The 21,595-nt window shown below is 67.9% G+C and carries 28 protein-coding genes; 13 read left to right on the forward strand and 15 right to left on the reverse strand.

Features of this window, described 5'->3' with window-relative positions; genetic code table 11:
• The first annotated feature begins 11 nt into the window (after positions 1 to 11).
• The 5 genes from V6M51_RS06015 (at position 12) to rpoH (ending at position 4,087) form a co-directional block, all read left to right on the forward strand.
• Positions 12 to 317, forward strand: a complete 306-nt coding sequence (locus V6M51_RS06015; RefSeq protein WP_332765510.1) for a ferritin family protein — start codon at positions 12 to 14, stop codon at positions 315 to 317.
• A gap of 411 nt (positions 318 to 728) precedes the next feature.
• A complete protein-coding gene (locus tag V6M51_RS06020) occupies positions 729 to 1,061 on the forward strand; it encodes a hypothetical protein (RefSeq protein WP_332765512.1) in 333 nt (110 codons plus the stop codon).
• A gap of 7 nt (positions 1,062 to 1,068) precedes the next feature.
• A complete protein-coding gene (locus V6M51_RS06025; protein ID WP_332765514.1) occupies positions 1,069 to 1,980 on the forward strand; it encodes a helix-turn-helix domain-containing protein in 912 nt (303 codons plus the stop codon).
• Between the two features lie 32 nt (positions 1,981 to 2,012).
• Positions 2,013 to 2,981, forward strand: coding sequence for an RluA family pseudouridine synthase (locus tag V6M51_RS06030; protein WP_332765878.1), 969 nt, complete (start codon positions 2,013 to 2,015; stop codon positions 2,979 to 2,981).
• Positions 2,982 to 3,181: 200 nt separating this feature from the next.
• The gene (gene rpoH, locus V6M51_RS06035) at positions 3,182 to 4,087 is read left to right on the forward strand and encodes an RNA polymerase sigma factor RpoH (protein ID WP_442957654.1); all 906 of its coding nucleotides are present in this window, start codon (positions 3,182 to 3,184) and stop codon (positions 4,085 to 4,087) included.
• Between the two features lie 241 nt (positions 4,088 to 4,328).
• Here rpoH and V6M51_RS06040 read toward each other — a convergent pair whose 3' ends face one another.
• Positions 4,329 to 4,646: a hypothetical protein gene (locus tag V6M51_RS06040; RefSeq protein ID WP_332765518.1), complete on the reverse strand. Its 318-nt coding sequence runs from the start codon at positions 4,644 to 4,646 to the stop codon at positions 4,329 to 4,331.
• Positions 4,643 to 4,909, reverse strand: a complete 267-nt coding sequence (locus V6M51_RS06045; protein WP_254835671.1) for a DUF2312 domain-containing protein — start codon at positions 4,907 to 4,909, stop codon at positions 4,643 to 4,645. Before V6M51_RS06045 ends, V6M51_RS06040 begins: the two co-directional genes overlap by 4 nt.
• Before the next feature lie 132 nt (positions 4,910 to 5,041).
• On the opposite strand from V6M51_RS06045, the gene folE reads away from it, so the two are divergent.
• A complete protein-coding gene (folE, locus tag V6M51_RS06050) occupies positions 5,042 to 5,638 on the forward strand; it encodes a GTP cyclohydrolase I FolE (protein ID WP_332765519.1) in 597 nt (198 codons plus the stop codon).
• Here folE and V6M51_RS06055 read toward each other — a convergent pair.
• Positions 5,635 to 6,240 (reverse strand): HAD family hydrolase, encoded by a 606-nt coding sequence (locus V6M51_RS06055; protein WP_332765520.1) that lies wholly within the window; start codon positions 6,238 to 6,240, stop codon positions 5,635 to 5,637. The genes folE and V6M51_RS06055 overlap by 4 nt on opposite strands.
• A 90-nt stretch (positions 6,241 to 6,330) precedes the next feature.
• Positions 6,331 to 6,456 carry a type B 50S ribosomal protein L36 gene (gene ykgO / locus V6M51_RS06060; protein WP_254835668.1) on the reverse strand — a complete coding sequence of 42 codons (126 nt, stop codon included), beginning with the start codon at positions 6,454 to 6,456 and terminating at the stop codon, positions 6,331 to 6,333.
• Positions 6,457 to 6,593: 137 nt separating this feature from the next.
• On the opposite strand from ykgO, the gene V6M51_RS06065 reads away from it, so the two are divergent.
• Positions 6,594 to 7,895, forward strand: a complete 1,302-nt coding sequence (locus tag V6M51_RS06065; RefSeq protein ID WP_332765522.1) for a lytic murein transglycosylase — start codon at positions 6,594 to 6,596, stop codon at positions 7,893 to 7,895.
• Here V6M51_RS06065 and V6M51_RS06070 read toward each other — a convergent pair.
• On the reverse strand, positions 7,892 to 9,211 hold the full coding sequence (locus V6M51_RS06070) for an MFS transporter (protein WP_332765524.1): 1,320 nt from the start codon (positions 9,209 to 9,211) through the stop codon (positions 7,892 to 7,894). The two genes, V6M51_RS06065 and V6M51_RS06070, sit on opposite strands and share 4 nt — an antisense overlap.
• A gap of 110 nt (positions 9,212 to 9,321) precedes the next feature.
• Here V6M51_RS06070 and motA point away from each other — a divergent pair, with 110 nt between their 5' ends.
• Complete coding sequence (gene motA, locus V6M51_RS06075; protein ID WP_332765526.1) at positions 9,322 to 10,191, forward strand: flagellar motor stator protein MotA; 870 nt, start codon at positions 9,322 to 9,324, stop codon at positions 10,189 to 10,191.
• Here motA and V6M51_RS06080 read toward each other — a convergent pair.
• Both V6M51_RS06080 and purE read right to left on the reverse strand, forming a co-directional pair.
• The gene (locus tag V6M51_RS06080) at positions 10,188 to 11,273 is read right to left on the reverse strand and encodes a 5-(carboxyamino)imidazole ribonucleotide synthase (protein ID WP_332765528.1); all 1,086 of its coding nucleotides are present in this window, start codon (positions 11,271 to 11,273) and stop codon (positions 10,188 to 10,190) included. The genes motA and V6M51_RS06080 overlap by 4 nt on opposite strands.
• Positions 11,274 to 11,275: 2 nt before the next feature.
• Positions 11,276 to 11,770, reverse strand: a complete 495-nt coding sequence (gene purE / locus V6M51_RS06085; RefSeq protein ID WP_332765529.1) for a 5-(carboxyamino)imidazole ribonucleotide mutase — start codon at positions 11,768 to 11,770, stop codon at positions 11,276 to 11,278.
• 124 nt (positions 11,771 to 11,894) lie between these two features.
• Between purE and V6M51_RS06090 the strand changes: the two genes are divergently transcribed.
• Together V6M51_RS06090 and V6M51_RS06095 are read left to right on the forward strand one after the other, a co-directional pair.
• A complete protein-coding gene (locus tag V6M51_RS06090) occupies positions 11,895 to 12,638 on the forward strand; it encodes a GGDEF domain-containing protein (RefSeq protein ID WP_332765531.1) in 744 nt (247 codons plus the stop codon).
• 65 nt (positions 12,639 to 12,703) lie between these two features.
• Positions 12,704 to 13,069 carry a VOC family protein gene (locus V6M51_RS06095; RefSeq protein WP_332765533.1) on the forward strand — a complete coding sequence of 122 codons (366 nt, stop codon included), beginning with the start codon at positions 12,704 to 12,706 and terminating at the stop codon, positions 13,067 to 13,069.
• Between the two features lie 17 nt (positions 13,070 to 13,086).
• On the opposite strand, the gene V6M51_RS06100 is transcribed toward V6M51_RS06095, so the two are convergent.
• From V6M51_RS06100 to V6M51_RS06110, 3 genes are read right to left on the reverse strand one after another with little or no spacing between them, the layout of a single operon-like run.
• The gene (locus V6M51_RS06100) at positions 13,087 to 13,305 is read right to left on the reverse strand and encodes a YdcH family protein (RefSeq protein ID WP_332765534.1); all 219 of its coding nucleotides are present in this window, start codon (positions 13,303 to 13,305) and stop codon (positions 13,087 to 13,089) included.
• A gap of 52 nt (positions 13,306 to 13,357) precedes the next feature.
• Positions 13,358 to 13,804: a TIGR02444 family protein gene (locus tag V6M51_RS06105; RefSeq protein WP_332765535.1), complete on the reverse strand. Its 447-nt coding sequence runs from the start codon at positions 13,802 to 13,804 to the stop codon at positions 13,358 to 13,360.
• Positions 13,804 to 14,397, reverse strand: coding sequence for a UbiX family flavin prenyltransferase (locus V6M51_RS06110; RefSeq protein ID WP_332765536.1), 594 nt, complete (start codon positions 14,395 to 14,397; stop codon positions 13,804 to 13,806). The genes V6M51_RS06105 and V6M51_RS06110 overlap by 1 nt, the downstream gene beginning before the upstream one ends.
• 123 nt (positions 14,398 to 14,520) lie before the next feature.
• On the opposite strand from V6M51_RS06110, the gene V6M51_RS06115 reads away from it, so the two are divergent.
• Positions 14,521 to 14,694, forward strand: coding sequence for a YdcH family protein (locus V6M51_RS06115; RefSeq protein ID WP_254835657.1), 174 nt, complete (start codon positions 14,521 to 14,523; stop codon positions 14,692 to 14,694).
• A 181-nt stretch (positions 14,695 to 14,875) separates the two neighbouring features.
• On the opposite strand, the gene V6M51_RS06120 is transcribed toward V6M51_RS06115, so the two are convergent.
• Entirely contained in the window at positions 14,876 to 15,550 is a 675-nt protein-coding gene (locus V6M51_RS06120; protein ID WP_332765537.1) for a DUF1013 domain-containing protein, read from the reverse strand.
• Between the two features lie 417 nt (positions 15,551 to 15,967).
• Complete coding sequence (locus V6M51_RS06125; protein ID WP_332765538.1) at positions 15,968 to 16,603, reverse strand: PEPxxWA-CTERM sorting domain-containing protein; 636 nt, start codon at positions 16,601 to 16,603, stop codon at positions 15,968 to 15,970.
• Between the two features lie 336 nt (positions 16,604 to 16,939).
• Here V6M51_RS06125 and V6M51_RS06130 point away from each other — a divergent pair, with 336 nt between their 5' ends.
• Positions 16,940 to 17,284, forward strand: coding sequence for a hypothetical protein (locus V6M51_RS06130; RefSeq protein WP_332765539.1), 345 nt, complete (start codon positions 16,940 to 16,942; stop codon positions 17,282 to 17,284).
• Positions 17,285 to 17,333: 49 nt separating this feature from the next.
• Positions 17,334 to 18,110, forward strand: coding sequence for a TylF/MycF/NovP-related O-methyltransferase (locus V6M51_RS06135; RefSeq protein ID WP_332765540.1), 777 nt, complete (start codon positions 17,334 to 17,336; stop codon positions 18,108 to 18,110).
• On the opposite strand, the gene ribB is transcribed toward V6M51_RS06135, so the two are convergent.
• The 3 genes from ribB to V6M51_RS06150 are packed head-to-tail and all read right to left on the reverse strand — an operon-like array spanning position 18,107 to position 21,578.
• Positions 18,107 to 19,258 carry a 3,4-dihydroxy-2-butanone-4-phosphate synthase gene (gene ribB / locus V6M51_RS06140; RefSeq protein WP_332765541.1) on the reverse strand — a complete coding sequence of 384 codons (1,152 nt, stop codon included), beginning with the start codon at positions 19,256 to 19,258 and terminating at the stop codon, positions 18,107 to 18,109. The genes V6M51_RS06135 and ribB overlap by 4 nt on opposite strands.
• Entirely contained in the window at positions 19,255 to 19,830 is a 576-nt protein-coding gene (locus V6M51_RS06145) for an NADPH-dependent FMN reductase (protein WP_332765543.1), read from the reverse strand. The genes ribB and V6M51_RS06145 overlap by 4 nt, the downstream gene beginning before the upstream one ends.
• The gene (locus tag V6M51_RS06150) at positions 19,827 to 21,578 is read right to left on the reverse strand and encodes a class I adenylate-forming enzyme family protein (RefSeq protein WP_332765545.1); all 1,752 of its coding nucleotides are present in this window, start codon (positions 21,576 to 21,578) and stop codon (positions 19,827 to 19,829) included. Before V6M51_RS06150 ends, V6M51_RS06145 begins: the two co-directional genes overlap by 4 nt.
• Positions 21,579 to 21,595: the final 17 nt, after the last annotated feature.

Here is a 21,595-nt window from a genome sequence, read left to right on the forward strand (position 1 = left end):
ATGACGCCCACATGTCCAGCGAAGGCCTACACATCCCGCGCGAGAAACTGTCTCGCCAGACCCTCAACATGCACTACGCCATCTCCTCCCTGATCGAGGAGCTGGAGGCGGTGGACTGGTACCGCCAACGGGCCGACGACTGCGACGATCCCGAGCTGAAGAAGATCCTGCTGCACAACGCCCGCGAGGAGATCGAGCACGCCTCGATGGCGCTGGAATGGATCCGGCGAAACGACGGGGAGTTCGGCGCCCAACTCAGGGAATACCTGTTCACCGAGGGCTCGATCACCGGCCGCGAGGAAGACGCGACCAAATAGAAAATCCGGGGAACCCGACAGCCACCCCCATGGCCTGGGTTCCCCGGACCAGACTCCGGCGAACCGAAGGCTGACTCGGTGTTGGATGTCGGGGTCGGTCACGAGCGGCGCCCGTGCGAACGGCGCATGGCGCGCCGTCGATCCGCTCCGCGCCGACACCCCCCAGGACATCGGCGCTCTCGAATACCGCCCCGATCGGTTCGATCGAGACACGCGGAGGACGACGACGACGCCCGCGGTGGCGCTAGACGCCGCCGTCGCCTCCGGTGAAGATGATCCGTCGTGGGGTACCGGATCACCGCAGAACTGCTCTAGGCCCGAAGGCGTCACCCCGGCGTCTTGGCCGGGTCCGCAGTCCTGATTTCGGCTGGACCCGCGTGGAACCACGCGGGAAAGGTTTTCGAAGCATCGTTGGAAACGGAAGTAAGCTCGGCCTGGGCAGGCGCGACATTGATTGCGGTCAACGCGCCCGCGAGGCAGGCGAACGCCAGGGCCAAGGGCAAGTACCTCATCGACTGTTTCCTTCCGATCCCGACGGTCTGCGCCGCCGTTTCGTTGAGACGATATGTAGAAGGGTGCGACGACAACGCGCAGGTGCAGCGGCGCGCGACGGCGTGCGCAACGGTTGCAGCCTCGAAATTCAACCCCTGCGCAACGGACGCACAACAATCACGCAACGGGTTGCACACGGTTGCGCAACAGTTGCATGGCGAGTTGCATTTCGGCGCAGGTGTGGAATCATAGGAACGTCATGCACGTCTCCACGCCCTTCTCTGAGAAACTGGACCTGGTCTTGAAGGCGCTCTCCATGAGTCGGGGGCGTCTCGCCGCGGACCTTGGCGTTGACAAGTCGCTTGTGGGCCGCTGGGCCTCCGGAGCCGTGACGCCATCGGCGCACAACCTGGAAAACCTCACCAAGCTGGTGGCCACCAAGCGCGACGGCTTCACCATGCTGGACTGGGACCGCGACATCGACGGCCTGGCCCGGGTATTCGGCCTGGAGCCCACCAACGGCCACGCGGTGCTGGCCAAGACCAACGGCGCCCATGTGGGCCTGCCGCTGCCGGGCCTCGACCTGGTGCGCATGGTCACCGAACGGCGCGCCGCGACCTATGAGGGCTTCTGGCGCAGCACCCGGCCCTCCATCGCCATGCCGGGGAAGATTTTCCACGACTACGGAATGATCCGCCGCGGCCCGGAGGGCCTGCTGGAATTCAAGATGGGCGGCTCAGGCCTGTTGTTCGACGGCTGGATGCTGCCGGTCGAGGGCCAGCTCTTCGCCATCCTGTTCGACACGGTCGGCCAGACCCCCGTGTTCCTGATCTTCAACGGCGTGTCCCTGCACAAGGCCGTGCAGCTGGACGGCCTGATCCTGGCCGCCGCGCTCAACGCCGCGCGCACCCCCTCGGCCTATCCGGTGGTGCTGGAGCGGCTGGGCGACCTGAGCGGCGACGTCGAGGCCGACAACGCCGAATATGCCGAACTGCTGACCCGCGACACCGCCGCCACCGCTGAGACGGTGAGCCAGGCCATGCACGACCACCTGATCCGTGACATCGGACCGGGCCCCGCCGCGGCCGGCACCGGCGAGATGTTCCTGCTGTCGAGCTGGGCCAACAGTCTCTCCAAGGGCCTGAGTTCGGGCGGACACCTGCAAGGGTGACGATCCCCACCGTCGATCCCGAAGACGAGGAAATCGCCTTCGACGACGCCTCGACGCGCCTGGTGACCCTGACCGAGGCCGGCGGACGCCTCGACAAGACCCTGGCCGAGGCCCTGCCCGACCTGTCGCGCGCCCGCATCCAGGCCCTGCTGGCCCAGGGCCAGGTCAGTCGCGACGGCGCGATCCTCACCGACGCCTCGTCCAAGGCCCAGCCCGGCGACTATCGCCTGCTGATCCCCGCCCCTCTGCCGGCCGACCCGCAGCCGGAGGCGATCCCGCTCAGCGTGCTCTATGAGGACGCCTATCTGATCGTGGTGGACAAGCCGGCCGGCATGGCCGCCCACCCGGCGCCGGGCAATGAGACCGGCACCCTGGTCAACGCCCTGCTGGCCCATTGCGGCGCGAGCCTGTCGGGTATTGGCGGTGTCGCCCGGCCCGGCATCGTCCACCGCATCGACAAGGAGACCTCGGGGATCCTGGTCGCCGCCAAGACCGACGCCGCCCATCAGGGGCTCTCGGCCCTGTTCGCCGCCCACGATATCAAGCGGGCCTATGTCGCCCTGGTGCGGGGCGCACCGAAGCCGGCCAAGGACACCATCATCACCCGACTGGGCCGCTCCAGCAGCGACCGCAAGAAGATGGCGATACTGAAGACCGGCGGTCGCGAGGCGATCACCCACTACGCCGTCGAGCGCGCCTTCGGCCCGGAGGGCAAGCCCCTCGCCGCGCGGGTCTCCTGTCGGCTGGAGACCGGCCGCACCCACCAGATCCGTGTGCACATGGCGTCCAAGGGCGCCCCCTGCCTGGGCGACCCGACCTACGGCTCCGGCCCGCCGGCCGCCCCGGTCCGCGAGGCCATGGCGCAAGCCGGTTTGATGCGCCAGGCCCTGCACGCGGCGATCCTGGGCTTCGTTCATCCGGTGACGGGGGAAACCCTGAAATTCGAGAGCGCCCTGCCCCCCGACATGGCCGCGCTGGAAGCGCTTCTCTCAGCGCTGTGAGAAAGCTTGCGAGGCGTTCGCCTTGATGCCGCCGCCATCGGGGTCTAGAAATACCTGAGTTGAGCAGTCGGATTATTCCGGGCCGTTGGTTTCTCCCAGGCCATGGCCTTACGCCCGTGACGACCAATTCCTATCTAAGGATTGGAGGGGCGGACGGTTTCGCGCGCGCTTGCGCTGAGCGACCCGAAAGTCCGCTAAATATGAGGGGATCTTCCATGGCCGCAGCCAATGCGCTTGCCGTGATGTCGCCGGAAGGCGGCCTCAGCCGGTATCTGACTGAAATTCGCAAGTTTCCCATGCTGGCCAAGGACGAGGAGTTCATGCTCGCCAAGGCCTGGAAAGAGCATGAGGATTCCGAAGCCGCCCATCGGCTCGTCACCAGCCACCTGCGCCTGGTGGCCAAGATCGCCATGGGCTATCGCGGCTACGGCCTGCCGATCGGGGAAGTGATCTCCGAGGGCAATGTCGGCCTAATGCAGGCGGTGAAGAAGTTCGAGCCCGACAAGGGCTTCCGCCTGGCCACCTACGCCATGTGGTGGATCCGCGCCTCGATCCAGGAGTACATCCTGCGCTCGTGGTCGCTGGTGAAGATGGGCACGACCGCGGCGCAGAAGAAGCTGTTCTTCAATCTGCGCAAGGCCAAGAGCCAGATCAGCGCCTTCCAGGAGGGCGACCTGCGTCCCGAACAGGTCAGCGAGATCGCCACCAAGCTGGGCGTGCTCGACTCCGAGGTGATCTCGATGAACCGCCGGCTGTCGGGCCCCGACGCCTCGCTGAACGCGCCCCTGCGCGTGGACGGCGAAAGCGAGTGGCAGGACTGGCTGGAGGACGAGACCGCCGTCAGCCAGGAGACCTATGTCGCCGAGAACCAGGAGCGGACCATCCGCATGAGCCTGCTCGAGGCGGCGATGACCGAACTCACCGACCGCGAGCGTCATATCCTGACCGAGCGCCGGTTGAAGGACAATCCGACCACGCTGGAAGAGCTGGCCTCCGAGTACGGCGTCAGCCGCGAACGGGTGCGTCAGATCGAGGTCCGGGCCTTCGAGAAGCTGCAGAAGTCGATGAAGGCCGCGGCGGAAGCCAAGAATCTCGTCGCCGCCTGATCGGCGAACTTCGTCCAACGAACCGAAGCCGTCGCGGCCCGCCCGCGGCGGCTTTTTCGTTTCCGGGCAGATCAGTTCCTCCCCTTCTGGCGGCGGTGGCGCGTCAGGCGGACGTCCCGGACGACACCGTCAAACTAGCGCCGCCACAACAGACAGGGGGTTGAAGCGCTCGAAAGCGGGTCGAAGTCCCCCTCAGTCAGCCTCGCAGACAGCTCCCCCAGAAGGGAGCAACTGACGGAATTCAATCCTCCGAATAGGGCTTCACCCGCCGCTTGAACGGCTTGCGGGTCATGTCCTTCTTCTCGCCCTTGGCCTTGGCGGCGATCTCCTTGAGCTTCACCGCCTGCAGGGCCGAGAAGGCCTCGCCCGGGCCGCCCTTCTCTGGGTCGGCGAAGGCGCGGCCATAGGTCTTCACCCGCTCTTCCACCGAACCCAGGAATTCGCCCTCCCAGTCGGAGAGCTTGACCTCCGCGCGGTCCGCCTGGCGACGGACGCGCTTCAAGGCGTTCAGCGCGGCCCGCTTGGCCTGCGCCTTCCGGTCTGGCGGGGTTCGCTTCAAATCTCTCCCATGGCCGCGAGATAGAGGTCGAGGATGGCCTCTTCCTCCAAGCGCTTGGCCCGGTCCTGCTTGCGGATACGAACGACCTTGCGGAGGATCTTGACGTCGAAGCCGTTGCCCTTGGCCTCGGCGAAGACCTCCTTGATCTGCTCGGAGATCTCGGACTTCTCCTGCTCCAGGCGCTCGATGCGCTCGATGATGCTCTTCAGCTGGCCCTGGGCGGCCTGGTTCAGGATGTCGCCGTGGGCGTTGTCGTCGGACATGGGCAAAGCGTCTCACAAGTCGGGGAGGTCGGAAAGCGCGGGACCCTAGCGGCGCGGCCCGCGCCTGTCATCCGCCTGCTGAACCTTCGCCGCGGGGAAGCCGTTCATGACGCACGCAGGCGGAGTTTTCCCATGACCGAATCCCACGGCGGGCCCCGGCGCCGGCCCACCCAGTCGGAGGCCGAGGCGGCCGTCCGCACCTTGATCGAATGGGCCGGCGACGATCCCGACCGCGAAGGCCTGCTGGAGACCCCGGCGCGGGTGGCGCGGTCTTACAAGGAGCTGTTCTCCGGCTACGAGACCGATCCCACCGACTATCTGGCCCGGACCTTCGAGGAGGTCGGGGGTTATGACGAGCTGGTGGTGCTGAAGGACATCCGGGTGGTGAGCTTCTGCGAGCACCACATGCTGCCGTTCCTGGGCAGGGCCCATGTGGGCTACCTGCCGCGCGACCGGGTGGTGGGGATCTCCAAGCTGGCCCGGGTGGTCCACGGCTTCGCCCGGCGCCTGCAGATCCAGGAGAAGCTGACCGCCGACATCGCCGGCGCCATCGACAGTGTCCTCAAGCCCAAGGGCGTGGGGGTGGTGATCGTCTCCGAGCACAGCTGTATGACCATGCGGGGGGTGAACACGCCAGGCTCGCGCCTGACCACCAGCCATCTGACGGGCGAGGTGCGCGACGATGCGCGCACGCGGCAGGAGTTCTTCGAGCTCGTGCGGAACGGCTAGAGCAGCCCGCGGGCTTCCAGCGCCGGGCGCAGGGCCGCCGGATCGGTGAAATGGTGGGCGTCGAAGCCCAGGGCCCGCGCCCCATCGATATTGCGCGCGCTGTCGTCGACGAAGAGGAAGTCGCCCGGCGCGAAGCCGAACCGCTCGCAAGCCAGGGCGTAGATCGACGGGTCGGGCTTCATCTTGGCGATCTCGGCGGAGATGACATAGCCGCTCAGGCGCTCAAAGGCCGGGCTCATGGCCGTAATGCCGTCGAAGACCTCGTGCGACATGTTCGAGAGCGCGAACTGCGGCACGCCGGCCGCATGCAGCGCCTCGATGGCGGCCTCGGTCTCGGCGATCGGCCCGGAGAACATATCCCACCACCGGGTCTCCCAGGCGTGGATGGCGTCGGCGTAATCGGGGAAGCGCTCCAGCAGCGGCGCGCGGTTGTCCGCGAAGGTCACACCCAGGTCGTGGGCGATATGCCATTCCATGGTGCAGACATGCGAAAGGAACCGGTCGCATTCGGCCGGTTCCTTGAAAAACTTGGCGTAGAGCGTGCGCGGGTCCCAGCGCACGATGACATTGCCGATGTCCCAGAGGACGGCTCTCACAGCCATCCTTGATCGCGATGGCTGAAAGTGGGAACCGGTTTCGGCGGCCATCGCGATCAGCTTTTTGGAGAGGAGCCCCTAAGGGGCTCCGGCGCCTCAGCCTTGCTTGGCCTTGAAGCGGGGGTTCGTCTTGTTGATGACGAAAATCACGCCCTTGCGACGCACCAGCTTGCAATCGCGGTGGCGAGTCTTGAGCGTCTTGAGCGAGCTTCTGACCTTCATGGACCTATCTCGGGCGCCGGCTTGGAAAGCACCGGGGTTATCTACAGAGCGGGCGCGTATACGGGCGGACGGCTTTTGAGTCAACGGCTGACGGCCTTGTGATTGGGGAAGAGCGCGGGCGCCGCTAGGCTTGGCCCATGGACCGTCGCCTCTTCCTCCTCCTGCTCGTGGCCGGTTGCGCCGACACCTCCACCGAATTCAAGCCGGTGACCGGCTCACCCTTCCCGACGCCCGAGCCGCACCCGCCGCGACCGGATCTGCCTTCCGCACCGCCCGCTCCCACGTCTTCGGGCGACGCCAGTTTCGACGAGTGGCGCGGCCAGTTCCGCAACCGCGCCCTGGCCGCGGGCCTGGCGCCTGCCCTGCTGGACCGCGAACTTGCCGGCCTGACGCCCAATCCGCGGGTGATCAGCCTGGATTCCGCCCAACCGGAATTCTCCAAGCCCGTGGGCGACTACATCAAGGGCACGGTCAGCGACGACCGCATCGCGCGCGGCCAGCGCTACCGGGCCGAGCTGCCGTTCTGGGGCGAGGTCGAGCAGCGCTTCGGCGTGCCGCGCGACATCCTGATCGCCGTCTGGGCCATGGAGAGCGGCTTCGGGGCGATCCAGGGCGACTTCGACGTGATCCGCTGCATGGCCAGCCTGGCCTTCCACGGCCGCCGCCGGGCCTTCGCCGAGGGCGAACTGATCGCGGCGCTCAAGATCATCGAGTCGGGCGAGGCCGACCGCGGCCGGCTGAAGGGGTCCTGGGCCGGAGCCATGGGCCAGACCCAGTTCCTTCCCTCCAACTACCTGGCCACCGCCGTGGACGGCGACGGCGACGGGCGGCGCGACATCTGGGGCTCAAGCAATGACGCCCTGGCCTCGGCGGCCAACCTGCTGGCCAAGGGCGGCTGGACGCGCGGCGAGGGCTGGGCCCGCGAGGTGATCGCCCCACCGGGCTTCGACTACAGCCTGACCGAGGGCCCGCGCGAGACGCCGAACTGGTGGGCGGGCTTGGGCCTGAAGCCCGCCGACGGCCGGGGGTGGTCGTCCGCCGACACCATGGCCAAGGCCATGCTGGCTGCGCCCTCGGGGGCGGAGGGGCCGATCTTCCTGCTGTTCCCCAACCATTTCGCGATCCGCAAGTACAACAACTCCACAGCCTATGCCCTGGGGATCGGAGTGCTGGCCGATCGGTTCGCCGGCGGCGGCCCGCTGGCGCGAGCCTGGCCCATGGAGATCCCGCTCGGCATCGGCGACCGCATCGCCGCCCAGACGGCTCTGGCGCGACTGGGCTTCAGTCCGGGCGAGCCGGACGGAGTAGTAGGCGTCAACACCCGCACGGCCCTGCGCGCCTGGCAGAAGGCCCGCGGGATCACCGCTGACGGCTATCTGTCGATGGACATGGTGCGGCGGTTGAACGTCGAGGTCGGCGCCCTGTCCCCCGCGGGCTAGCCGCCGCCTTCGTCGCCCTTTTCCAGGGTGGCCTTGGCCGCGTCGGCGCGGGTGGTGGGCGAGGGGGCGGCGTTCTTCAGCTGCTGGTTCTGGAAGGCGTAGATCAGCATGGCCACCATCAGCACGGCGCACAGGATGAAGGGCGCGGGCGCCACGGCCTGGTAGAGCCAGACGAAGGCCGGGGCGAGCACCACATTGACCCCGTTCACCGCGGCGATGGCGCCGGCCACCCGGGCCTGTTCGTGCATGTCGACCGCCAGGGAGGAGCCCGCCGTGAAGCCCGGCCGCGCCAGTCCGAAGCCCAGGCTGGAGATGGCGTAGCCCGCCACCACCGCGGCATAGGTCGGCTGGAAGGCCACGATGACATTGCCCACGGCCGCGACGCCCACGCCCCAACGCAGGAGCTGGCGCGGGGTCATCTCGAACATGCGGATGATGCCCCACTGGGCGAGCAGGCCGGCCACCGCGCCGAACATCATGGCGATGGCGATGAAACCCTGGGCCTTCATGGGCGACAGGTCGAGCTGGTCGATGATCAGGAAGCCCAGGGTCTGGCCCTGGGCCGTCTGGCAGACCGCGACGATGAAGCCGTAGATCAGGAAGGGGGTGACGCGCGGGTCGCGCCACATGGGCTTGTCCTTCACCACCGGGCCGCCCTTGACGGGCGCAACCTTCACCGGCGCGACCGGCATGTTCTGGCTTTCCGGCAGCCGCTTCCAGACCACCAGCAGCATCAGGCCGGCCAGCACCGCGAAGCCGAACAGCGGGCCCGCAAGGCCCCCGGTGAAGGGCAACACGAACAGCGGGGCGATGAACGGCCCTATGACGGTGCCGAGGCCGAAGGCGCCGGCCAGGCTCGACATCGACTGGGTGCGTTTCTCCGGCGGGGTGTGTTCGGCCAGATAGGCCTGGGTCGCGGGGTTCGAGGCCGCGCCGAACAGCCCGAACAGCGCGCGCGCGAACAGGAAGCAGACGAAGATCACCATGGGCGTGGCGAGCTTGTAGAGCCCGGCGCTGACCACCAGGCCGCAGGCGATCATCGACATCATGAAGCCGGTCAGGCCGATCAACATCAGCGGCTTGCGGCCATGGGCGTCCGAGGCCCTGGCCCACCAGGGCGAGGAAAACGCCCAGAGCAGCGCCGAGAGCGAGAAGATCGCCGCCACCATCGGGTCGGGAATGCCGATCGAGCGGCCGATGGCCGGCAGGACCGAGATCATCCCTGTATTGCCCATGGCGGTGACAAGCGAGACGCCGAAGATGATCGCGAACGATCCCTTGGGCAGGCCGTCCATGGCGGAAGCTGGCTTGGGCATGGTGCGCTGTTAAGGCGCGCCGATCCCTTGCGCAAACCCCGAAATGCTCACGCGACATTAAGCATTAATGGTGATGCTTCCGGCTGACATCCCGGGGACCGAACACCACCATGTTTCAGATTATCGGCATCGTGTTGCTGTTCGGCCTGGTGTTCGGCAGCTACATCATCTCAGGCGGCAATCTGGGCGTCATCCTGCACGCCCTGCCCCATGAGATGATGGCGATCGGCGGCGCCGGCGTCGCGGCCTTCCTGATCTCCAACTCCATGCCGGTCATCAAGGGCACGCTCTCGGGCTTCGGCAAGGTGTTCGCCGGGCCGAAATGGAAGGCCAGCGACTATCGCGACCTGCTGTCGCTGCTGTTCCTGCTGACCAAGACCATGAAGTCCAAGGGCGTCATCGCCCTGGAAAGCCACATCGAGAACCCGAAGGACTCCTCGATCTTCTCGCGCTTCCCGCGGGTGATGAAGGACCACTTCGCCGTCGACTTCATCTGCGACACGCTGCGCATGATGACCATGAACCTCGAGGACCCGCACCAGGTCGAGGACGCCATGGAAAAGCAGCTCGAGAAGCACCACCACGAGGCGCTCGGCCCCGCCGGCGCCCTGACCAACCTGGCCGACGCCCTGCCCGCCCTGGGCATCGTCGCCGCCGTGCTGGGCGTCATCAAGACCATGGGCGCGATCACCGAGCCGCCGGAAGTCTTGGGCGAGATGATCGGCTCGGCCCTGGTCGGCACCTTCCTCGGCGTGTTCCTGGCCTACGGCCTGGTCGGCCCCATGGCGGTGCGCCTGAAGGAGGTCATCGAGGAAGAGGGCTCCTTCTACAAGATCATCCAGTCGGTGCTGGTGGCCCACCTGCACGGCAACGCCGCCCAGATCTCCGTCGAGATCGGCCGCGGCAGCGTCCCCTCGGGCGCCCAGCCCAGCTTCCTGGAGCTGGAAGAGGCCCTCTCGGCCATCCCGAACGAAGCCTAGACCGGCCCTCTCAGCCGGTTCACGTGGCCCATCTTGCGGCCGGGCTTGGCCTCGCGCTTGCCGTAGAGGTGGACGCGGGTCTCGGGTTCGGCGGCGTACCTCGCCCAGCCGTCGACCTCGTCGCCAAGCAGGTTCAGCATCTCCACCTGGGCTCGGGCCGTCGTGGGCCCCAGCGGCCAGCCGGCGACGGCGCGGATATGCTGTTCGAACTGGTCGACCTCGCAGCCGTCCTGGGTCCAGTGGCCGGTATTGTGCACCCGGGGCGCGATCTCGTTGACCAGCAGCGACCCGTCCTTCATCTCGAACAGCTCGATGCCGATCACGCCGACATAGGCCAGGCCGGTGAGGATCTTGGCGGCGATCCGCTCGGCCTGGGCGGTGGTGGCGGCGCTGGCGCGGGCCGGGGCGACACTGCGGCGCAGGACGCCCTTCTCGTGATGGTTCTCGGCCAGGGGATAGACCGCGATGGCGCCGTCGCGACCGCGGGCGGCGATGATCGAGAGCTCGCGCACGAAGTCGGCGGGCGCCTCCAGGATCACCGGCCGGCCGCCCAGGTCCTCGAAGGCCTGCGCCGCGCCGGCGGCGTGCTCGACCCAGACCTGGCCCTTGCCGTCGTAGCCCTCGCGGCGGGTCTTCATCAGGCAGGGGGCCCCGATCCGGCCGGCGGCCTCGACGCAGCTCTCGGCGCTGTCGGCGGCGGCGAAAGCCACGGTCGCCACGCCATTGGCGTTGAGGAAGCTCTTCTCGTCCACCCTATCCTGGGCCACGGCCAGGGCCTGCGGTCCGGGCGCGACCTCGACGCCGAGCGCCATCAGAGCCTCGACCGAAGCCGCCGGCACGTTCTCGAACTCGAAGGTGACGATGTCGGCCAGATCGGCCAGGGCCTTCAGGGCGGAAGGGTCGTCATAGGCGCCGACGATGGCGTGGGCGGCCACCCGCCCGGCCGGGGCGTCGGTTTCGCGCTCCAGGATCGCCACGTCGAAGCCGAGCCGCGCGGCGGCCTGGGCCAGCATCCGGCCAAGCTGTCCCCCGCCCAGTATGCCGAGCGTCGATCCCGGCGGCATCGGCAGGGAGGCAGCCATGCTCAGACGTCCTCGACGGTTTCGGCGACGCCGGCCGTGTGCTGAGCGCGATAGGCGACCAGCCGCTCGGCCAGGGCCGGATCGGACAGGGCCAGGATCTGGGCGGCCAGCAGGCCGGCGTTACGGGCCCCGGCCTCGCCGATCGCCAGGGTCGCCACGGCGATGCCGGCGGGCATCTGGACGATGGAGAGCAGGCTATCCATTCCCTTGAGCGCCTTGGACTCCACGGGCACGCCCAGCACCGGCAGTTCGGTCATGGAGGCGGTCATGCCTGGCAGGTGTGCCGCGCCCCCGGCCCCGGCGATGATGACCTTGAAGCCCGCCGCCTTGGCCCCCTTGGCGAATTCATACATTCGGTCGGGCGTGCGGTGGGCGGAGACCACCTTGGCCTCATAGGCCACGCCCAGGGCGTCGAGGCTCTCGGCGGCGCCCTTCATGGTGGGCCAGTCGGACCGGCTGCCCATGATGATGGCGACCGGCGCGGTCGTTGCGCTCATATCCTTGGATGCCCCTGCGGCGGAAAGGCGCGGAGTATAGGCGCCGGTCTTGCGCCCGCAACCAAGGACGTTCAGGATTCTTAACTCGCTAGGACTTCAGCGATTCTCGTTCGATGAAAGCCCCATGAAGATCACCGGCGCCCGCTCCGAATCCTTCTCGGCCATCCGCAAGAGCGCCCTGGTGCGCGCCGGCGCCCAGGCGACCGCGGCGGCCACCGGGCCCACCGACAAGACCGCCTTCCTGGGCCTGGCCGAGGGCGATCTGACGCCGGCCGTCCAGGGGGCGGTGAAGACCCTGCTGACCGAGATCGACGAGCTGCGTGGCGAGGTCACCCGCCTGAAGGCCAAGCTGGCCGAGGTCGAGAACCTGGCCGACCGCGACGCCCTGACCCCGCTGCTCAACCGCCGGGCCTTCGTACGCGAGCTGTCGCGCATCCGAACCTTCTCCCAGCGCTACGGCTCGCCCGCCAGCGTGGTCTATTTCGACCTGGACGGCTTCAAGCACGTCAACGACCGCTTCGGCCATGCCGCCGGTGACGCGGCCCTGCGCGCCGTGGCCGAGCGACTGCTGGCCCATGTGCGCGAGAGCGACATCGTGGGCCGCATGGGCGGCGACGAGTTCGCCGTGATCCTGGTCCAGGCCGACAAGCCCACCGCCGAGGCCAAGGCCGAGGCCCTGGCCGACGCCATCGAGGGCTCTCCCATCCAGTTCGGCGACTGGTCGGCGCCCCTGCACATCTCCTATGGGGTGCGCGAGATCTCTTCGGAGATCGATCCCGAGGCGCTGGTCGCCGAGGCCGACGCGGCCATGTTCATTCGCAAGCGCGAACGGCGTGGGATCATCGAACCGCGCCAGGCGCCGCGCTAGTCGATTCCGCTTTCCTGACGTTCGCGTCACGCGGCTAAGGTCGGCCCTCTAAAGGGAGAACGACCATGATCGGCTACACCACAATCGGCAGCAACGACCTGGAGAAGGCCAAGACCTTCTACGACGCCGTCCTGGCGCCGATGGGCGTTCGGCGCGGCTATGATGGAGGCCGCATCCTGTTCTACGGGAAGTTCGGCGCCGGCGGCCTGGCGCTGTGCGAACCCTATGACAAGCAGCCCGCCACGCCCGGTAACGGCACGATGGTCGCGCTCGCGGCGGAGTCTCGGGAAATGGTCGACGCCGTCCACGCCGCGGCCCTGGCCCAGGGCGCAACTTGCGACGGCCCGCCCGGCCTGCGGGGCGAGACTTTCTACGGCGCCTATTTCCGCGACCTCGACGGAAACAAGGTCTGCGCCTTCAAGATGGGCTAGCTGGCGGTCGTCACGCCTCAGGCGATGATGTCGGGGATAAGCTGGTTGCGCAGGCGGGAGATCTCGTCCTTCAAGGCCAGCTTCTTCCGCTTCAGCCGGGCGATCACCATCATGTCGGGGACCGGCTGCAGGGCAAGGGCCTCCACCGCGGCGTCCAGGTCGGAATGTTCCTGGATCACCGAGCCCAGGTGGGCGCGGAACCTCGCCTCCGCATCGTCGATATCGTCGTCGTTCATACGCTACGCCTCGCCGCCCGACTCAGATGATGCGCACCCTGGCGGCCCTCGTCTAGACGAGGGCGCGCGCCAGGCGAGCCAGGGCCTCGTCCGGAGCCGGGCTCCCCCAGGCTGCTGAGGCCGCGCGCAGGCTCTCCAGGGCCGGATGTCCGCCGCTCGAGGCCGGCGCCAGGGTCTCTAGGGTTTCCATCAGCACCCGCTCGGCGCGCAGTTCGGCGGCCTTGACGTCCTCGCGCAGGGCCTCCCGCGCGCCATCGTCCACCGGCGGGAAGGCCGGTTTGAGCGCGCGGCGCACCTGGCGGATAGGCTTCAGCACTGTCGCGTCCCAGGCCTTGGCCGCCGCCGCGCCGTCGGCGAGCGCCTCTGCCGAAGGCCCCTCGGCCCAGATCGCCCACAACAGGAAGGAGGTGTTCTGGCCATGCCGGTCCTGCAGGTCCAGCGTCGCCTCCGGCACGCCGGCCAGGGAATATACTTCCAGCGTCCAGTCCCAGAGCGACATCAGCCCTCGCCCTGCAGCGGCCCGACGTCCTGGCCCCAGCGTTTCACCGGCTTCCAGGACAGGCCAAAGAGGTCCAGCGCCCGGCCGACGGACTGGTCGACCATCTCTTCAAGGCTGGCAGGCTTGGCGTAAAAGGCCGGCATGGGCGGGGCGATGATCGCCCCCATCTCCGCCAGCCGGACCATGGTGCGCAGATGGCCCAGGTGCAGGGGCGTCTCGCGGACCATCAGCACCAGGGGCCGGCGCTCCTTCAGCGTCACGTCGGCGGCGCGGGTCAGCAGGGAGGAGGTCACGCCGGTGGCGATCTCGCTCATGGTGCGCACCGAGCAGGGCGCGATGATCATGCCCAGCGTCGGGAATGAGCCGGAGGCCACCGAGGCGCCCACATCCCCGACCTTGTGGACCACGTCGGCGCGGGCCTGGACGTCGGCGACGGTCAGGGTGGTCTCCTGGGCGAGGGTGAGGGCGGCGGCGCGGGAGAAGATCAGGTGGCTTTCGACCCCGAGTTCGCGGCAGGCGTCGAGCACCCGCAAGCCGTAGGCCGCGCCGCTGGCGCCCGAGACGCCGACAACCAGGCGTGCGCTGCTGCTCATAGGGTCAGGTCTCCGCGGCCGGGGGCCGCCGGTGGATGTCGGATCGCAAACATATGTGATCTGACAGAGCAGGCCAGCGGGTGTTCACTCAGGCGCCTAGGTTCATGCAGGAGACGACACGACATGGCCGTTGAAGCCCGCATCCGCGAACTCGGATCCCGTCACCAAAATCTTGAGAGGGCGATCCAAGACGAGATGAACAGGCCCGCCGCCGACGCCGTGAAGCTACAGGAACTCAAGCGACAAAAGCTCAAGCTGAAGGAAGAGATCCAAGCCCTGGGCGCTCGCGCCCACTGACGCTTTGCGGCCGCGACCCGCGAGGGTCTCGGCTCGCCCCATCTCTTCCTCGTCCGAGGGGGGCCGGACGCCAGGCGACCCTGGTCGACCGCCCCTCGAAGGTCCCCGGAGGCGGTCGACAGGGTTGTCTGAGCCAATCGCCGGACGAACCTATTGGGCCGTGTCGCCCGGTTCGCCGGTCCTAGTCCTCGTCATCGGCGTCTTCGTCGTCGAAGTGCGGTTGCTCGGCGACGTGATGGTCGTCGTCCTCCACCAGCACGCCGGTCTCCGAAGCCGGCGCCAGGGTCGCGCCCTCGGGCTCGACGATGCCGCGCTTGGCGTCGTCCTTGGCCTTCTTGTCGGCCGCCTTGCGGACCACCGCGTCCAGTTCCATCTGGGTCGAAAGGCCGAGCGTCACCGGATCGACCGGCTTGATGTTGGCGGCGTTCCAGTGCTGACGGTTGCGCACCTGGTCGATGGTGGCCTTGGTGGTGCCCAGTAGGCGCGCGATCTGGCTGTCGGCCACTTCCGGATGGTTGCGGATAAACCAGGCGATGGCGTCCGGACGGTCCTGGCGGCGCGACACCGGGGTGTAGCGCGGGGCCTTCTTCACCGGCTTCAGCAGTTCGGCGTGCCGGCTCTTCTGGGCCTTCATGCGGTACTTGTCGCTCTTCTGGGCGGCGTCCAGTTCTTCGCGGTTGAGCTGGCCGTTGGCGATCGGGTCGGCGCCGCGGATGTCGCGCGCCACCTCGCCGTCGGCGATGCCTTTGACTTCCAGCGGGTGCAGGCCGCAGAAATCGGCGATCTGCTCGAAGGTCAGCGAAGTGTTGTCCACCAGCCAGACAGCGGTCGCCTTCGGCATCAGGATGTCGGTCATGACGGTATTCCTAAAATGACGGCGCCCGGCCTTTCGGCCGGGCGGTGCATAGAGCAGCACCTCCTATAGGCGCGTTCGAAGTCCAAGAAAACGACAATCAACGAAGTCGTTCGCGACTCCGCGCCGCGCAGGCCTGCCGGACCGAACCGCGTGGCCGCGACACGGTTCAATCACCGACAACTGGGCACCGACAACCGGGAAGGACACGCCGACGCATAGGGACATTTGAGGCCGCGAGCGGCTGGAGCGGGCCAGGCGCCTGGACGCCTCCCATATCGAGGTCCGGGTCCAGGATGGGGCGATCTTCCTGTCCGTCGTCGCTCGCACCCGAAGCGGCGCGTGGTCAACGGCCTGCGGCTGCGCCACTGCCAGGCGCGCCGCGCGACGACCCTCTGTCGTCAGCGCGGCGCTGAAGTCCTAGGCGAAGACGGCGGAGTTGGCGCGCCGTCGGCGGGCTGCGCCGCCCAGCAGGCCGAAGCCGGTGATCATCATCGCCCAGGTCGCCGGCTCGGGGACGATCGAGGCGACCGCGATATTGTCCAGTTCGAACGAGTTCCCGCTGGACGAGAAGATGACCTGGGTGACCCGGTCAGATCCGAAATTGTAGGTCATCCGCCGGCCGATCGCCTGGTTGCCGCCGAACGAGCCGTCGGCCAGGGCCGCGCCGGTGAGGGTCACGTCATAGCCATCCAGGCCGATGAACCGGATGCTGTTGTAGGAGTCCGGCGAGCCGATGTAGACGCTGAGCGCACTGATCAGCGGCGTATTCAAGGTCGCCGAGCCGCCCGTTTGGATGGCCAGATAGTCGGTGGTCGTGCCAGGCGGAGGCGCTGCGACTCCGGGGACGAGACCCAACGAACCGTCGAAGACCCCGGCCAGACCGCTCAGGATGAGCGAGAAGCCCGGCGCCACATAGCCATCGAAATCATAGACCACGGACTGGCCGGCCGGCGGCGGCGTGTCGATCGGTGAGGAGATGACCGTCAGGGCGTTCGCGGAAGTTGCAATCGATAGACCTGCAGCCACGGCCAACAAGCTTAGCTTCATCGTCATGATGTATCTCACTCCAGGCTTGGGCGTTGAATCGCCAATCCCCCGACGCGCCACAAGAAGTCGCCTCAATCAGGCCGTGTCAACCAAGTTTCTTGGTCACGATATGCAATATACTTCGCTGTATAAAAAATGACCTCATTAACCACACTGCGGCGTGAATGGCCCACAACGCGGGGCGTTGAGGTTGGTTCCTCGGAATTTTGTTAACCATATTCAAAAATTTTATGACTGAGCTGTACAGTAATGCGGGAATTCCTCTTGGGCGTGGTGGCGCTTGAGGCTCGCCCGAAGACGGGGCAAGCTCCTCCCAACGAAGACCCTTCAGGGAGGGCTGAAATGCGGGGGGCGATCCTGTCCACGACCGTGGCGCTGCTGGTCGGCGCTTGCGCGTCGGCGCCTCCGCCGGCGCCGCTCACCTCCGCGACCGCCGCCGTCCCCGACTATCGCCGGCTGACCTGCGGCCAGCTCGCGCTTGAGGTGGCCCGCACCCAGCGAGCCTATGCCGCGGCCCAACGCCAGATGCGCGGCGGCGAGGCGGTGGCGAGCTACTACACGCCGATCTCCCTGAACCGCGCGCCCACCGCCCAGGCCACCCGGCTTTCCAAGCGGCTGGAGGATCTGCAGCGGGCCTCGCGCGCGAAACGCTGCGCCAGCGTCACCCTGCGCAGCGCCACCGCCTGACGCCCCTTCGGGGGTTGCGCCAAAAGACGACGGCCCATAGCAAGGCGAGATGGGCCTCATTCCGCTACCTGAGATCGGCACGCCGGCGACCCTCAAGGGCGGGCGCAGCGCGCGCGACGGCTACCAGCGCGGCTGGGGCCTGATGCATGCAGGGGTGGCCGACCTGATCGCGCACCATCCGCTCTACCAGGCGAGCCTGGAGGCCGCCGACGGCTGGTCGGTGATGCTCGACGCCAAGCGGATGAACCTGTTCCTCATCCTGACCTCGTTCTTCGAGGGCCTGGCGGGCAAGGACGTCATCGAGTTCGGCTCGTACCGCGGCGGCAATGCGCTGTTCATGGCCCGGGTGCTCAACGACGTGGCGCCGGGGGCCAAGGTCTATGCGCTGGACACCTATGAGGGCATGCCGGCGACCGACGCCGCCCGCGACCTGCACGGCAAGGGCGACTTCGGCGACAGCTCCTACGAGGCCCTTGTCGCGCGGCGCGACGCGCTGGGCCTCAAGAACCTGGTGGTGGTCAAAGGCCTGTTCCAGGACACCTTCCCGGGTATCGCCAAGACCAGGCCGAGCTTCGGCCTGGCCCATATCGACTGCGATATCTATTCCGGCGTGAAATATGCTCAGGACGCGGTCTGGCCGTTCATGACCCCAGGCGGCTACGTCGCCTATGACGACGCCGACACACCCTCGTGCATCGGGGCCACCGAGGCGGTGGAGGAGCTGGTCATGGCGCGGCGCCTGCATTCCGAACAGGTCTGGCCGCACTGGGTGTTCCGCGCCCAGCCGCCGACCCTGGGCCAGCGGCTGCTGAGATTGCTGGGCTAGAGCGGGCGCCGGCCGACGATCTTCAGGCCGTAGCCGCCGGAGCCCGGCAGAACGGTGGCGGAGTTCGACAACAGCTCCATGTCGCGCACGCCGAGGTCGAGCAAGATCTGGGCCCCCACGCCGTAGTCGCGCAGGACGTTGGCCCCGTGGTCGGCGCCCGGCTCGGCCCCGTAGCGTTCGGACAGCCACGACGGATTGGAGTCGCGGATGAACACCGCCACCCCGGCCCCGTCATAGTCAGCGATGGCCTTGAGCGCGCGAGGGACATAGTCGCGGCGTTGTTCCTTGTGACCCAGCATGTCGGCGGCGAAGTCGACCCGATGCATGCGCACCAGGGTCGGCTTGTCGGGATCGATCTTGCCCTTGGTCAGGACCACGTGCTCGGTCTTGTCGATGATGTTGCGGTAGATGACCATCCGGAACCGGCCGCCAAAGGTCGAGTCGAACGGCGTCTCCAACACCCGCTCCACCTGGCGCTCGGTGCGGCGGCGATAGGCGATCAGGTCGGCGATGGTGCCGATCTTCAGGCCATGCAGCTGGGCGAAGCCGATCAGGTCGGGCAGCCGCGCCATCGACCCGTCGTCCTTCATGATCTCGCAGATCACGCCCGCCGGGTTGAGGCCGGCCATGCGGCTGATATCGACGGCGGCCTCGGTGTGGCCGGCGCGGACCAGGACCCCGCCGTCCTTGGCCACCAGCGGGAAGACGTGGCCCGGCGAAACGATGTCATCGGCGCCCTTGGTCGGGTCGACCGCCACGGCGATGGTGTGGGCCCGGTCGTGGGCCGAGATGCCGGTGGTCACCCCTTCGCGGGCCTCCACCGAGACGGTGAAGGCCGTGCCGTGGCCCGACTGGTTGTCCATGGCCATGGGCGGCAGGCGCAGGGTGCGCGCGCGCTCGGCGGTGATGGAGAGGCAGATCAAGCCGCGAGCGTGCTTGGCCATGAAGTTGATCTGGTCTGGGGTGGCGAACTGGGCCGGGATGATGACATCGCCCTCGTTCTCCCGATCCTCGGCGTCGACCAGGATGTAGGGGCGGCCGTTGCGGGCGTCCTCGATGATGTCCTCGATCGGCGAGATCGCGGATTCGTGCGCCGCCTCGCCAGAGCCGGAACCGTTGGAGGGTGTCACCAGGCGGGGACCTGTCATTTGCCGACCTTCATCTGGGCGAAGTCGAAGACCTGCTCGCCGACGGTGCTGAGTTGCCAGGCGTCCTTCGCCTCGAGGCAGGCCCCGTCGGCGTCGAACAGGTTCGACGTCGCGTTCAGGGCCGCGCCGAACGGCGTCGGCCAGCCCCTGAGCGCATGTATGATCGATCGCAGCGTGGTCAAAGTGGTGCCCGCCGCCTGCCAGCCGTCGGCGGTGATGATCGCCCCCACCGCCCGGTCGGTGAAATACGGCCGCGCGTCGTCGCGAAGGACCTCGAGGCTGTCGAGGGCGTTCTTGATCACTCCGGAGATCGAGCCGTGATAGCCCGGGCTGGCGACGATCACCCCATCGGCGGCGCGCACGGCGTCGGCGAGGATCTGCTGCTCGGCCGTGGGCTCGAGGGTCGCGGGATTGAAGATCGGCAGCTTGGCCAGGAACTCACCGCCCAGCAGGCGGGTCTCCCCGCCCCGGGCCTCGACGGCGCGCAGCGCGCACTGCAGGGCCCGCTCCGTGGAAGAACCCGACCGGATGGTGCCGCCGATACCCAGGATCAGGGGTTTGCGGTCGCTCATGCGACCGTCTCGAAGATCTTCTTCAGTTCGGTCTTCACGATCTTCCCATTGGCGTTGCGCGGCAGGGTTTCGGGCCAGAACACGACCTTCACCGGCACCTTGAAGCCCGCCAGCCGCTCGCGCACGAAGGCCCGCAGCTCCGCTTCATCCGCCGTTCCGCCCGGCTTCAGGTGCACCACGGCCGCGGGCTCCTCTCCCAACGTCTTGTGGGGGATGCCGACCAGGGCGGCGTCCATCACGTCCGGGTGGTCGTACAGCACATTCTCCACCTCGACGCAGTAGATGTTTTCGCCGCCGCGGATCAGCATGTCCTTGGCCCGGTCGATGATGAACAGGAAGCCCTCCTCATCGATCCGCGCCAGGTCGCCGGTGCGCAGCCAGCCGTCCTGGAAGGTCTCGGCGGTGGCCTCCGGCTTGTTCCAATAGCCCTTCACCACCTGCGGGCCCTTGCACCAGAGCTCGCCCACCGAGCCCTCCGGCAGGATGCTGACCCCGTCGGCCGGGTCGCGGACGTGCATCTCGCCCACCGGGGCGGCGGGGCCGGCGCTGTCGGGGCGGTTCTCGTAGTCCTTGCCCAGGTGGCTGGTGAAGGTGGCGGTGGTCTCGGTCATGCCCCACCCGTTGCCGGGCTGAGAGGCCGGGAAGACCTCGACGATCTTGCGCACGAGTTCCGGCGCGGATGGCGCGCCGCCATAGGAAACCGACTGCAGGGACGAGAGGTCGTATTTCGACCGCGCCGGATGCTCGATGAGCTGCCAGGCGATAGTCGGCACCCCGCCCGTGGCGTTGACCTTCTCGCGCTCGATCAGCTGCATGGCCTGCTCGGGCTCCCAGCGGCGCATCAGGACGATCTTGCCGCCGGCGTTCAGGCTCGGCGATAGGTTGGCCGACAGGCCGGTGGCGTGGAACAGCGGCACCACCAGCAGGGAGCAGCGCTGCGGCAGCTTGTGCGGATCGGACTCCGGCAGGGGCTGGCCGGCGCGCAGGAAGTTGCGCGCCGCCGAGATGCCGCCGGCCATTATGTTGGAGGTCATGTTGCGGTGGGTGCCCAGCGCGCCCTTGGGCTTTCCGGTGGTGCCCGAGGTGTAGAGGATGGTGGCGTCGTCCTCCGGCTCCAGGGCCACATCGGGCAGGGGAAGGTCGGGCAGGGCGCCCCAGGAATTCACCGGCCCGATCACGTCCTCCAGGCGAACGACCATGGGATCGGTCGGGCCGTCCGCCAGCCGCGGGACGTAGATCTTCTCGAGGGCCGGCAGGTTCGGCAGGGACTCCTGGATGCGCGCCAGGCGCTCGTCATCGACGATGGCGACCTTCGTCCCGGAATCGGCCAGGCCGTATTCCAGCTCCGGCCCGGTCCACCAGGCGTTCAGCGGGGTGACGATGGCGCCGATCAGGATCCCTGCCCAGAAGGCCACCGGCCATTCCGGCAGGTTGCGCATGACGACGGCGACCCGGTCGCCCTTCTTCACGCCGTCGGCCGCCAGGCGGTGGGCCAAGGTCAGGGTCGCGCGGGCGAAGGCCTCGAAGGTCGCGCGGTCGTTCTCATAGACCAGGAATTCGCGGTCCTTGAACGCGCGGCCGTTGACGAACACGTCGCGCAGGGTGGGCGGGGCGTTCTTCCAGGTCCGCGTCACCACGCCCCGGATCGGCTTCGCCTCGATCTCGAAACGAGCGCCGGGGGCGGTCAGGGCGGCGTGGGCCTGGGCGATGGACATCACGGGCCAGACGGGAACTGGAATATTGGACATGCGGTCTCTGGAATCTG

This window comes from Phenylobacterium sp. (assembly GCF_036677185.1).
Lineage (GTDB): Bacteria > Pseudomonadota > Alphaproteobacteria > Caulobacterales > Caulobacteraceae > Phenylobacterium.